The 14082-nt window shown below is 54.4% G+C and carries 7 protein-coding genes; all 7 read left to right on the forward strand.

The window, feature by feature from the left end:
* Positions 1-43 precede the first annotated feature (43 nt).
* The 7 genes from bcsA to NR177_RS12540 all read left to right on the forward strand — a co-directional run bounded on the left by bcsA (position 44) and on the right by NR177_RS12540 (position 14011).
* Positions 44-2149, forward strand: coding sequence for a UDP-forming cellulose synthase catalytic subunit (gene bcsA / locus NR177_RS12510; RefSeq protein ID WP_063877864.1), 2106 nt, complete (start codon positions 44-46; stop codon positions 2147-2149).
* Positions 2146-5007: a cellulose biosynthesis cyclic di-GMP-binding regulatory protein BcsB gene (bcsB, locus tag NR177_RS12515; RefSeq protein WP_256852991.1), complete on the forward strand. Its 2862-nt coding sequence runs from the start codon at positions 2146-2148 to the stop codon at positions 5005-5007. Before bcsA ends, bcsB begins: the two co-directional genes overlap by 4 nt.
* A gap of 11 nt (positions 5008-5018) precedes the next feature.
* Complete coding sequence (locus tag NR177_RS12520) at positions 5019-8825, forward strand: cellulose biosynthesis protein BcsC (RefSeq protein WP_256852992.1); 3807 nt, start codon at positions 5019-5021, stop codon at positions 8823-8825.
* Positions 8825-9271, forward strand: coding sequence for a cellulose biosynthesis protein BcsD (gene bcsD, locus NR177_RS12525; RefSeq protein ID WP_063877868.1), 447 nt, complete (start codon positions 8825-8827; stop codon positions 9269-9271). Before NR177_RS12520 ends, bcsD begins: the two co-directional genes overlap by 1 nt.
* Before the next feature lie 9 nt (positions 9272-9280).
* Positions 9281-10288, forward strand: coding sequence for a glycosyl hydrolase family 8 (locus NR177_RS12530; protein ID WP_256852993.1), 1008 nt, complete (start codon positions 9281-9283; stop codon positions 10286-10288).
* A gap of 205 nt (positions 10289-10493) precedes the next feature.
* Positions 10494-12503: a biofilm formation regulator HmsP gene (hmsP, locus tag NR177_RS12535; protein ID WP_109717906.1), complete on the forward strand. Its 2010-nt coding sequence runs from the start codon at positions 10494-10496 to the stop codon at positions 12501-12503.
* 218 nt (positions 12504-12721) lie between these two features.
* The gene (locus tag NR177_RS12540; protein ID WP_172823917.1) at positions 12722-14011 is read left to right on the forward strand and encodes a dicarboxylate/amino acid:cation symporter; all 1290 of its coding nucleotides are present in this window, start codon (positions 12722-12724) and stop codon (positions 14009-14011) included.
* Positions 14012-14082 lie beyond the last annotated feature (71 nt).

Raw genomic sequence — 14082 nt, forward strand, 5'->3', positions numbered from 1 at the left:
TGGCTTGCCAGGTTTAAAAAAACAGCTCTTTTCAGGGTGGGACATGAGTAAAATCGGGTTTTACCTGCTGCTGCTGGTGCTTGCACCTGTTGCCGCGGTGATCATTATCACGCCGATGGATAGCCAAAAGCAGTATATTTTTGGCTTGATCAGCATTGGTATGGTGTTTTTGTTAGGGGTAAGCAAAAGCCGTAAAATAACGGTGGTAATGGTTATTCTGTCCGCCCTGATGTCATCCCGGTATATATGGTGGCGAACGACTGAAACCCTGTATTTTAATTCGGAAATCGAAGCGATTCTTGGCATCGGCTTATATATTGCCGAGCTGTACGTCTGGCTGATTTTAATCCTGGGTTTCCTGCAAACCACATGGCCCTTAAAACGTACTATTGAACCCTTGCCGGAAGACACCAGCTTATGGCCGACGGTTGATGTCTATGTTCCGACCTATAACGAAAGCCTCGACGTCGTGCGTGATACGGTGCTGGCGGCTCAGTGCATCGACTATCCACGCGATAAAATAAAGGTTTACCTGCTTGATGACGGTAAACGCAGAGAATTTGCCGTTTTCGCTGCCGATGTCGGCGTGGGTTATATCACGCGTGACGATAACAGCCATGCTAAAGCCGGTAATCTTAATCACGCGATGAAGATCACCAAAGGTGAGCTGATCTGCGTGTTTGACTGTGACCACGTCGCGACCCGCACTTTCCTGCAGGCCACGGTTGGCCCGTTTCTGACCGATCCTAAGCTGGCTCTGTTGCAGACGCCGCACTACTTTTATTCTCCCGACCCTTTTGAGCGCAATCTGCGTGCGGCTCGCAGTATTCCGAATGAGGGATCGCTGTTTTATGGCCCGGTTCAGCAGGGCAACGACAACTGGAATGCGACTTTCTTCTGTGGTTCCTGTGCCGTGATTCGTCGTTCAGCGCTGGAAGAGATCGGTGGTTTCGCTGTAGAAACGGTCACCGAAGATGCGCACACTGCGCTGAAAATGCAGCGTCTGGGCTGGGGCTCGGCGTTTCTGGCGATTCCGCTGGCTGCGGGGCTGGCCACAGAGCGCCTGGGGCTGCATGTGATTCAACGCACCCGCTGGGCACGCGGTATGACGCAGATTTTTCGCGTGGATAACCCATTGTTGGGACGAGGCTTAAAATGGCAGCAGCGGCTGTGTTACCTGAATGCCATGTTGCATTTCCAGTTCGGTCTGCCACGTGTGGCCTTCCTGACGGCACCGCTGGCCTATCTGTTGTTTAATCTGAATATCATCCATTCGTCGGCGTCGCTGATTTTCGCCTACGTTTTGCCGCATCTGGTGCTGTCTCTGTACGTTAACTCACGCATGAATGGCCGTTTCCGCTACACCTTCTGGGGCGAAATTTATGAAACGGTGATGTGCTTCCATCTTGTCATCCCGACGCTTATCACGTTGCTTTCACCGAAACATGGGAAATTTAACGTGACGGATAAGGGCGGGGTGCTGGATCAGGGCTTCTTCGATTTCCATATCGTACGTCCACACGTGATTGTCGCCATTCTGCTTAGCATTGGCATTGTCGCGGGCGTTGTACGTGCCACGATGCATGACTATTTTGGCGTTGACCCCTACGTGATTGCGCTCAATGTAGGCTGGGCTGTCTTCAGCTTAATCATTTTAATGGCGGCGATTGCCGTGGCACGCGAAACCAAGCAGGTACGAAAAACGATTCGTATTGAAGTGCAGATTCCGGCCATTATCCATTACGCCAGCGGTATCTCATCCCGCACCATGACCAGCGACCTGTCGATGGGCGGTGCGAATCTGGATGCACCGGATAACCGTCATGAGCAGGATACGATTGAAGAGATCGATCTGTTACTGAAGTCAGGCACCATTACTATCCCGGCGACTAAAATCTCGGGCGATGAAGAAAGCATTCGTCTGAGCTTTGGCGCGATGCCGCTGGCGCGTCGCCGTGAACTGGTCCGTGTGGTGCTGGCACGTGCTGATGCATGGATCCAGCCTGAATATAAGCAAGACAACCCGTTAACTTCTCTGGGAACCATCATTCGTACGGTTTTCGAACTGTTCTGGCTGACCTGGATAGATCGTCGTGAGAAACGTAAGAGCGGCCCGGACGTTGCGGCGAAAGAGGACAGCGCAGTATGAGGATCTTGATACAGTCGATGCTGGCGGGTTCTCTGTCGGCTGTGCTGTGGGTCATGCCGGCCTCGGCTGAAACGCCTCTTCCAGAGAGCAGCGTAGTGCCGAATAAAAGCGCGGCACCGAATAGCAGTGCTGCGCCGAATAACAGTGCCGCACCGAATAGCAGTGATGCGCCGATTAACAGTGCCGCACCGAATAGCAGTGCTGCGCCGATTAACAGTGCCGTACCGAATAATAGTGCTGCACCGAATAGCAGTGATGCGCCGAATAACAGTGCCGCCCCGAACAGCAGTGCTGCGCCGAATAACAGCGCGGCACCGGGCAGCGATCCTGCTCTGACTCGCCACACTGACGGTACGACAGGTAACCCGGCGGCACCGGTTGGCAGTTCGGGTTTGACTGAGAACAGTACGGCACCCGCCAGTAGCACCGCGCCCGTTAATGAAGTGACTTCGGGCGCAACCGCCTCGGATACGCCAAAACCGAACGGCGAAGGGGCACCCGCCTCCGTAGAGACATCGTCCGACAGTAGCCGTTCGCCCGTTACCCAGGACAGCAGCGCGTTATCACATGTTCCACCGCCAGCCGGTCTCGATAATGCGGAACCGGGTCTGGAGGCCGCCGCTGGCGCCACGCCTTACAGGCCAGGCGAGGCCGTTACCGCTGTCGGCACGACATCCTTCGCCAGCAGCATGCTCAACCAACCGGTGAGCAGCACGCTGAACGTGGCACAGATGGGACAGCGCCAGGGCATTACGCTGACCGGCGGTCAGCTGCAGTCAGGCATTATTTTTACGCTGCCAAGCGATGAGGTGGTGACCAACGCCCGTCTTAACCTGTCACTGCGCGTCTCTCAGGCGCTGGCTGCGCGCAACACCTCACTGCAGTTGATGTTAAACGGACAACCGCTTGGCACGCTCCCCCTGGGGTCGGGTGACAGTGATGAAAGCGATTATCAGCTGGATATTCCGGCGGCGATGATTGTGTCTAACAACAATTTGAGCTTTAAAATTAACGACGCCGATAAGCTGCTGTGTGAAAAAGACAGTGCAGAGCAGTATCAGGTAACCATTCTGCCTAAAACAATGTTGAGCCTTGAGGGCCAGCAGTTAAACATTGGTACCAGCCTGCGTAATTTCCCGCGGCCATTTGTCGATCCGCAGCGTATGACCGCAGCGGAGGTGACGTTTGGCTTTACCAGCAATGTCGCGCCAGATGCGGTGACGGCGGCGGTGCTGGTGGCCTCCTGGCTGGGCATCCAGAGTGATTACCGTGGCATTAATTTCCCTGTGGTGCGCGGTAATCTGCCGGAAAAAAACGGCATTCTGTTTGGTCACCCCGGTGACAAGATTGGCACGTTAACCTTTCCTGCCAGCAGTGGCCCATCTTTGCAAATGGTTGATAACCCGGGTAATCCGGTTTATAAGCTCTTGCTGGTCAGTGGTGAGGATGAAAGTCAGCTGCGCCAGGCCGCCAATCGTCTGACCATCCAGCCTCTTACCACTGACGGCAACAGCTTGCAGGTCAAACCGCAATCCATAGCCAGCCGTACGCCTTACGATGCACCGCACTGGATCAACACGGCGCATCCGGTACGACTGAGTGAGCTGCTGCGGAAAGATCAAAGCCTTACGGCGACCGGTATCTGGCACGATGCGATGCGGGTAAATTTCCGGGCAGCACCCGACCTGTTCCTGTGGGATGGCGATTCGGTTCCGCTGTATCTGCACTACCGTTTTCCGTCAGAAAACTGGATTGACGAGAAAAACTCGCTGCTTAACGTTACGTTAAACGGCACTTTCCTGCGTAATCTGACGGTCAATAAAGTGGGATTGCTGGAGAGCGCGTGGCACCGCTTAGGCGGTGATGCGCGTCAGGAGCACTATCAAATCAACCTTGATCCCTATCTGATTTATGGCGACAACCAGCTGGCGCTCTATTTCAACATCAAGCCAAAAGCCGATGCGCCCTGCGGTGTATTGTTGAATAACAACATCAAAAGCCGTATTGAAGACGACTCATGGATTGATTTAAGCCATACGCGGCACTTCAGTATGTTGCCGAATCTCTCATACTTTGTCGGTGCCTCCTTTCCGTTTTCCCGACTTGCTGACTTTTCACAGACCACGCTGCTCCTGCCTGCGAATCCCAGTGATGCGGAGATATCAACACTATTAAATCTGTCCGCCAGGGCTGGCAATGCCACGGGCGTGGCGCTGGCACAAAACCAGGTACTCTTTGGCTTGCCAAATGGGGGCAATAATCTGGCCCGCGTTCAGCAAAGCGACTTACTGGCAGTGAGTACCACAGGCAACAGCGCGTTTAACCAGGCAATGCTGGCAAATTCACCCTATGACGCCAGCGGCAGTGCGATAGGGGTTAAAGAACCCACGACGCTCGAAAAGTTACGCAGCTGGCTGATGGGTGACTGGAATCGTCAACCGCTGGATGCCGATCGCTATTTCTCTTCGAATGAGTCCTGGCGTGGCTTTTTAAGCTATCGCTCAATGTGGAATCCGGATCGCCTGGTGGTGATGGCAGTGGCGACTAGCGATGATCAACTGCTGCGCCTGCATGATGATTTGGGCTCCGCCCGCATCAACGCCGCGGTGCGGGGTGATACCGCGATTATGACTGATGAGAACGGTATCCGGAGCTTCCGGGTAGGTCCGCAGTTCCCCAGCGGTGAAATGCCGTGGTACATGATGGTGGTGTGGTATGCCAACCAGCACTCGGTATTGATGGCGCTGACGGCGCTGTTGCTTTCCGCCGTCGTAGGGAGTGCTGCGTGGGTTATGCTGAAACGACATGCTTCGCGGCGACTACAGCCAAAACACGATCGCGATGCCGGTAAGAAGTAAGGGCCATAATAATGAATAAAAACCAAATCAGTGCCGGTATCTGTCGTGCGTTGTTACTGGGTAGCGCGCTCTCACTGTCTCTGCCGCTGCAGGCGGCGGAGAGCAGCAATCCAGCGTTACAGGCGCTCTTTGATCAGGCGGCTTACTGGCATCAAAAAGCCCATGACGATCTGGCAAAAGCGTCGCTGCAAAAAGTGTTAATGGTTGAGCCGAACAATAGCCAGGCGCTTTATCTGCTGGCGCTCTATTCACAGCAAAGCGGTGACAGCGCAGGGGCGATGCAGTATCGCACGCGTCTGAGTCAGGTTTCGCCTGACGATCCGCACCTGTCTGAACTGGATAATGCCCGTCAGTTGCAGACCATTCCTCAGGCGCAGCTCTCTTTGGCTCGCCAGCAGGCAAGAAGCGGGAATATCGCGGCTGCCTTACAGACCTGGCGTAATACGTTCAGCGGCAATGAACCGCCACCCAGCGTTGCCGCCGAATATTACCTCACCATGGCCGGTGACCGCACGCTGCTGCCGCAGGCTATTGAAGCGTTACGTGCTTTTTCAGCGCAGCATCCGCAGGATACGGGTGCCAAACTGGCGTTGGGTAAGGCGCTGACTTATCAGGACGCTACCCGGCGTGAAGGCATTGACTTGCTCAGTACGCTGGCAAGCGGCAATCAGGATGCCGATCGTTCTCTTCGTCAGGCGCTGTTGTGGCTCGGCCCGCAGACGTCGGACGCGCCGCTCTATCAGACCTGGCAGCAGCGGCACCCCCAGGATAATGCGGTAATGGACTATTACCGTAAAAACGTGGGAGGGGCAGAAAAAGGCGCAGGTTTTAGCGCGCTAAACAGCGGCGACGTGAACAGCGCGCAAAGCAATTTTGGAAAGGTGTTACAGGCCAACCCACAGGACGCGGATGCGCTTGCCGGAATGGGATATGTGGCACAACGAGAAGGCCGTTACCAGGACGCAGCGGATTATCTGGAGCGTGCGGCGCAACTGGGCGGCGATCAAAGCGCCGATCGCCAGAAGCAGGCAGCCGATGCCCGTTTTTATGCACAGTTAGCCAGCGCCCAGCAAGCATTGAAAAATGGCGACAGTGCACAGGCACTGGCGATCAGCGAACCGCTTACGCATGCAGAAGGCGAGAAGGGCGTGGCGGCGGGCTTATTCCGCGCCGACATTTTGCGCCGCAGTAATCAACCCGACCAGGCGGAGCAGGCTTATCGCGCGATACTGAAAAACGATCCCGATAACCGCAGCGCGCGCGAAGGGTTGTTCTATGTACTGCGCCAGCAGAACCGCAGCGCTGAAGCCAATACGTTACTGGCTTCGCTGCCCGAAAGCGTCAGGCAAAGTGTGGCACCGCGAGGCAGCAGCGTTGACCCGATTCGCCAGCAGGCGAAACGTCAGGTTGCGGCAGGTAATATCAGTGCCGCTATTGCAACACTGCAGCAGGGCATTCAACGTTATCCGCAGGACGGCTGGTTGCGTCTCGACCTGGCGCGTCTTTACCGCCAGCAAGGGAATACCATGCTGGCTGCGGGCGTCATGCAGCCGGTCATGCGCAGTGGTGCCAGCATCACAGAACGCTATGCGGGCGCGATTAACGCCAGTGAAAGCGGTGCCTGGCAGCAGGCAAGTTCGCTGCTGGCGCAGATCCCTGCCAGCGCCCAAACCCGTGATATGCGGGAGCTGGCCCAGCGTGTGAATTTCAATCTGCAGATGGCGACGGCCGATCAGTATCTGGCACAAGGATCGAATGCGGCGGCGGCAAACACGTTAAAAGCGCTGGCGGTGAATCCGCCAGATAACCCGGTTGATGCCGGAAACCTGGCGCAGAAGCTGGCGAAAGCGGGCGATATCACCACGGCGGTGGCCGTGGTGCGCGGTAATATGCAGCGCGGTGTTCAGGGTAATGTTGGTGATTATGCTACTCAGGTAGCCGTACTGAATCAGGCCGGACTGGACAATGAGGCACAGCGTTTTCTCAGCTTGCCAGAACTGCAGGCACGCAGCACACCAAAACAGCTGGCAGATATACGCGAAGGCTATCTGATTAACGATGTTGATCGGCTACGACAGCAGAAACAGTATGCCGCTGCCTACGATAAGCTGGTTGGTGCACTGCAGCGCGATCCGCAAAACCGTGATTTGATGTTTGCCATGGCCCGTCTCTACCAGGACGGCAAAATGAACAAAGACGCGGGCGTGGTTTACGATTACCTGATGACGCAGGATACGCCCTCCCAGGACGCGCGCGTTGGGGCCATCAATGTCGCCCTGGCACAAAACAACGTGCAGCGTGCCAATGAACTGACCCGTGGCCTTACACAGAGCCAGACACCACAACGTCAGTTGCTGCTGGCTCAGGTCGCCGAGGCCAATGGCGAACATACGCAAGCCATGCGTTATTTGCGCGCTGCACGCGGGCAGATTATTGGTCTGCAAGGCGCACAGGCTGGCGCAACACCTACCATTGGTGGACTGGCGCTGGCCGACAATCCCTTTATTGACCGCAGCACCTCCCCTGTTGGACACACGCCGTCCAGTTATGGCACCGTGCTGCCGTGGCAGGTTGCCCCGGTCTCGGCAGAGGGATCGCAGGATGTCGCCGTTGCCCGTGCCAACACGGTTCCTTCGCAGCAGGCACAGACGTTGCACGACATTGACACCATGATGGAGACCCTGCAGGAGAAAACCGGCACCTGGGCGCAGGGCGCGGTACAGGTCCGCGGGCGTGACGGTGAGTCAGGGCTGAGTCAATTGACGGAAGCTAAAGCACCGTTGACCTTCTCCACCGTGCCGTTTGGCGATGTGCGGTTCAACTTTATGATGACACCGATTTCACTCACCGCCGGAAGCGGTGCAGGCGATGCCTGGCGTCGTTTTGGTACGAATGCGTTGGAACAGGGCAAAGTGGTCGCGTCCCGTGTTGCCAAAGTGGATGATGTCCCGAATGCCTCGACAGACTCGCAAAGCGCATCCGGCGTCGAGCTGAATCTGGCACTCCAGGGCGATAGCTACAAAGTCGATCTCGGCAGCACGCCGCTGGGCCAGGATCTCAATACGCTGGTGGGTGGTGTGCAATGGTCGCCGAAACTCACGGATTTCCTGACGCTGATTCTGACCGGTGAGCGCCGTGCGATTACCGACAGTCTGCTGTCTTATGTCGGCACGGCAGATAAATCCAGCGGTAAACGTTGGGGTAACGTCACCAAAAACGGTGGCAATGCATTACTGAGTTATGACAATGGCGATGCCGGTCTGTTTGTCGGGGCAGGGGCTTACAGCTACGTGGGGAATAACGTGGCCAGTAACAACAACCTGCAGGCTAATGCCGGTGTTTATGTCCGTCCCTTCTATGCTGACGATCGTGAACTCAAGGTGGGCATGAGTTTGTCGTGGATGAACTTCTCGAAAAACCTCAGCTACTTTAGCTATGGTCAGGGCGGCTATTTCAGCCCGCAGGACTATGCGTCCATCTCCTTCCCGATCGACTTCTCGCGCACGTTTGACGATCTTAAAGTCAATATTGGCGGTGCCGCGGGCTATCAGAGCTACAGCCAGGATAAGAGTGCGTATTTCCCAGGCGATGCGTCCCGCCAGGCGCAGCTGGAAGCGCTGGCTGCCAACGGCAATGTGAAAAGCGCCTTCTATGACGGCAACAGCAAAAACGGTGTAGGTTATAACCTGCATGCGGGCGCGGATTACAAAATTGATAAAGATGTCACGATTGGCGGGCAGCTGGGTTATGACACCTTTGGTGATTATAACGAGAGCACCGCACAGCTCTATTTCCGTTATCTGTTCGGAGAGAAGTAATGAGTGAAGCATTTGGCGGGGGAACCCACCCGCATCAGCCCGGCTGGTTTGATCTGGTCAGCGTACTGGTCGAAGGCATGATTGCCAACGCCGGTCAGGAGCAGGCAGAGGCTTTTCTGTACAGCATGGGTGAATCGCTGGCGGCGCGCTATCCTTTACCTGAATCGCGTACCGTGCAGGATCTTGAACGCGAGTTTAACCTGCAACTGGCCCGGTTTAACTGGGGATTTGTTCAGTTACAGCCGCAGGAAAATGCCGTGTTAATTAAGCATTATGCATTACCTGCAGGCGACAGCAATCAGCCAGCCGCACACTGGCAGTCGGCATTGGGTGCCATACTGGCGGGATTGTTTTCCGGCTGGTTTCAGGGGCAGGGCGGCAGCAAAGCAGTGCCGGTTGTGCTGGAACTGAACGATGGCAATACCATGCATTTTCGATATCAATAAGGTGCTCTGATGAGAGTTAAGCCAGTGTGGTCAGGTGTTCTGGTTTGTTTTATGGTGATGTTTTTCAATGCCCAGGCAATGGCAAATGGCTGGGATACGTATAAGAGCCGTTTTCTCCAGTCAGACGGACGCATTATTGATACGGCGAATAATAATGTCAGTCATACAGAAGGCCAGGGTTATGGCATGTTGCTGGCGGTAGCTTACAACGACCGTGCAACCTTCGATCGGCTCTGGACATGGACGCGTACCACCCTGCGCAATCCGCAAAACGATCTGTTTTACTGGCGCTATGTTCCCACCGCTCAGGACCCCATCGCGGATAAAAATAACGCTTCCGATGGCGATGTGCTGATTGCATGGGCATTACAACGCGCGGCGCAAAAGTGGAATGTGGCCGACTACCAGCAGGCATCAGATCGTATTCAACGTGCGATAGTCAAACTTGATGTGGCGGACTTTGGTGGTTACACCGTGCTGATGCCTGGCGCGCAGGGATTCAATAAAAACAGTTATGTTGTTTTAAATCCCTCTTATTTCTTGTTTGTCGCCTGGCAGGAGTTTGGTCAGCGCAGCCATTTACAGGTCTGGAACAAGCTGATTGATGGTGGGATGACGCTGCTGGGTAAGATGCATTTTGGCAACAGCGATCTTCCACTGGATTGGGTTGCGCTGAATGCGGACGGTTCAGTGGCCCCGGCGGTCGGTTATTCGAACCGCTTTAGTTATGATGCCATCCGCGTACCACTGAATATCTGGTGGTACGATCCACAAAGCCTGGCGCTGGGCCCTTTCCAGCGTCTCTGGCAGGGTTACGGTCGTATGAATACGCCGGCCTGGTTCGATGTCCTGGCCAATACGGCAGCACCTTACCATCTGGAAGGCGGCTTGCTGGCGGTGCGCGATCTGGTGCTCAACGAAACGGGCTACCTGAGTGACAGACTGGCGCCTGAGCAGAACTACTTTTCTGCCAGCCTGCAGCTACTGACCTGGATGGCTTATCAGGAAAAGCATTGATAACTGTCTGAATCGCAATGGCGGCATCCTTTCGTTGTTCGACACTGAAAGGATGCGGCTGTGGCAAATTTCGCTTTTGCTGTCTCCGCCTTTCTGAATCCTCTGCTTCCGCCGCCTTAAGCCACAAAAAAACGCTGCGATAGGATATACTTGACGCGCTTTTCTTGACGGATATCTACGCTCTTAGCGAGCCGGGAGTAAATTTTTGCGCGTAAGCCGATCACTTACGATAAAACAGATGGCGACGGTTTCTCTCATTGCGACGGTGACCATCAGCATTTTTATCGTTATTCAACTGTTCCATTTTGTGCAGCAGCGCAGGATTGAATACGCCCAGCAAATGGAAAATATCGCGCACACCGTGCGTCAGCCCCTGTCTGATGCCGTATTAAAAGCTGATATCCCTCAGGCCGAACGCATTCTTAACTCACTTAAACCGGCAGGCATTTTGTCGCGTGCGGATGTGGTGTTGCCCAATGCTTTTCAGGCGCTACATGCGAATTTTGAAAACGAAAAACCGGTGCCCAGGCTGGTGGCCCGCCTGTTTGAGCTGCCGGTACAAATCACGCTGCCGCTCTATTCGGTGGAGCATACGGGCTTACCCAAGCCGCTGGCTTATCTGGTGCTGCAGGCCAACTCATCGCGTGTTTATCAGTTTATCCTGAGTACGCTCTCTACGATGATTGTCACCTATCTGCTGCTGGCGCTGATCCTCTCCGTCTCCATTAGCTGGTGCATCAACCGGTTGGTTGTACATCCACTGCGGCGTATTTCACGTGAAATACAGGAATTGCCGCCCCAGTCGATTCTTACGCATAAACTGACGCTGCCGGCGGATCACCGCGACGACGAAATCGGTATGTTGATTCGCAGTTACAACCGCAATCAACATGTACTGGAGTCCATTCATGACGAGATGAGCCGGTTAACAACGCATTTTGACGTCACCGACCTGCCTAACCGGGCGCTGTTTGTGGCGTTGCTGGAGCAGTTCATCGGTTATCGACGACAGGCCTTTAGTGTCATGGTCATCCGTATTGAGACCTTACAGGAAGCGAATGGCGTACTAAGCGATGAGCAGCGCGATACGCTGATGTTGACGCTGGTCGAGAAAATTCGCAGCACCCTTGATGACCACACCGTATTAGCGCAGATCACCACCAGTGATTTTGTCTTGCTGATGAAATCGGCCAACACGCCGTTCCGCGCCCTGCGTCTGGCCCGCAATCTGATGATTCGCCTGAATCAACCTGTAAACCTGCATCAGCTACAGCTGCGGCCAAACGCCAGTATCGGTCTGGCACTAAGCGAAGAGCGCGATACGACGGGCGCCGTTGAGATGCTGGACAGAGCGACCTCGGCAATGATGTCCGCGCGCCGGCTGGGAAAAAATCAGATCCTGTTTTTTGACGCTGCATTGACCGAACGCGCGCAAAAACGGTTGACCCAGGAACACGATATTTTACAAGGCCTGCACGACGACCAGTTTGCCCTCTACCTGCAACCACAGATCGATATGAGGACCGGTAACTTAGCCGGGGCGGAAGCGCTGTTGCGGATGCGTCAGGCTGACGGGAGTTACGGTTTACCCGAGGAGTTTATTGCCAGTGCCGAAGAAATCGGGGTGATTTCTGCTATTGGACGCTGGGTATTTGAAGAAGCCTGTCGCATTCTGGCGGGCTGGCAGCGCCATGGCATGACGGTGCCGCTAAGCATCAACATTTCAGCCGTACAGTTACGTGATGCCAGCATCGTCAGCCATTTGCAATCGCTGTTGGCGCGCCATTCTATCGCGCCAGGCTCGCTGGTGCTGGAGATGACCGAAACGGCGGAGATCGGCGATGCTGAACAGGCCATTTCCCTGCTACGGATGCTGCAAAAAACCGGTGTTGCTGTCGCGCTTGATGACTTCGGCATGGGGTATTCCAATCTCAACTACCTTCATCAGTTCAAGTCATTACCTGTTAACAAGCTGAAAATGGATCGCAGCTTTGTCGCCGCCTTACCCGAGGATGACACCATGGTTCGCATTGTTGCTGCCATCGCGGATATTATCGACCTGGATGTGATTGCCGAAGGCGTGGAAACCTGCGAGCAACGCGACTGGCTGCTTGCGCGTGGTATCACGATTGGTCAGGGCTATCTCTATTCTGAGGCCGTCCCGCTGGCGCAGTTTAACGAACAATGGATTGGCAAGCCGCCCCTGCACGAATAACCCTCTGATTCCTTGATTTTGCAAGAATTTTAGTTACAAAACCCCTTGCTGAAGCGTTTCAGTTCAGAATTACGCTTGTATCATTTCCCCTGACTTTGCAGCCCTGTATTAATCACGTAAACAGAGTGTTATTTTCTGTCAACTGTCTGGTCCGGCCTGCCTTGCCAGCCAGTCACAATAAAAAATCCGACAACATTACCCTATTCGTTAGTGGATACCTGTTTATGAAACTATTTAAAAGCCTTTATTTCCAGGTTCTGGTCGCCATTGCCATTGGTGTACTCATGGGCCATTTCTATCCAGAATTAGGTACCCAAATGAAGCCGTTAGGGGATGGCTTCGTTAAATTGATCAAGATGATCATCGCACCCGTTATTTTCTGTACGGTTGTGACCGGTATCGCCGGAATGGAAAGCATGAAAGCCGTGGGCCGCACGGGTGCGGTTGCGCTGCTCTACTTTGAAATCGTCAGTACCATCGCGCTGATGATTGGTCTGATCGTGGTTAACGTCGTCCAGCCTGGTGTGGGCATGAACGTCGATCCCGCGACGCTGGATGCGAAAGCCGTGGCCATTTATGCCCAGCAGGCCGAGCAGCAGGGCATCGTTGCCTTCTTACTGGATGTGATTCCGGGCAGCGTGATTGGTGCCTTCGCCAGCGGTAATATCCTGCAAGTATTGCTGTTTGCCGTTCTGTTCGGTTTTGCGCTGCATCGTCTGGGCAACACCGGCACCTTAATTTTCAACGTGATCGAAAGCTTCTCCAAAGTTATTTTTGGCATCATCAATATGATCATGCGCCTTGCACCTATTGGGGCATTTGGTGCCATGGCCTTTACCATCGGTAAATATGGCGTCGGTTCACTGGTACAGCTTGGGCAGCTCATTATCTGCTTCTATATCACCTGTATTCTGTTTGTGGTGGTGGTACTGGGGCTGATTGCGCGCGTGTTCGGTGGCTTCAGCATCTTTAAATTCATTGCCTACATTAAAGAAGAGCTGCTGATTGTGCTGGGAACCTCCTCATCAGAATCCGCACTGCCACGTATGCTGGATAAAATGGAACGGCTGGGTTGTAAGAAGTCCGTTGTCGGATTGGTGATTCCAACCGGTTATTCCTTTAACCTGGATGGCACCTCAATCTATCTGACGATGGCGGCCGTCTTTATCGCCCAGGCAACCAATGCCCACATGGATATCTTCCATCAAATCACGCTGTTGGTCGTGTTGCTGCTCTCTTCGAAAGGCGCAGCCGGGGTAACGGGCAGTGGCTTTATTGTCTTGGCGGCGACGCTTTCGGCAGTGGGACATTTACCGGTTGCAGGTCTGGCACTGATTTTAGGCATTGACCGCTTTATGTCCGAAGCACGTGCGCTGACCAATCTGGTGGGTAACGGTGTTGCAACGGTGGTCGTGGCAAAATGGGTCGATCAGTTGGATAAAAAACAGCTGGGCGACACGCTGGCGGGCAAAAATAAGGCAAAAAACCCGTCAGAATCGGCGATTTAACGCTTGAATGTGATTTAATCCTCTCAAATGCCCGCTGTCACTTGCCCTGACAGCGGGCATTTGGATAATAA

Source organism: Pantoea sp. Fr+CA_20 (genome assembly GCF_024520835.1).
GTDB lineage: Bacteria > Pseudomonadota > Gammaproteobacteria > Enterobacterales > Enterobacteriaceae > Pantoea > Pantoea allii.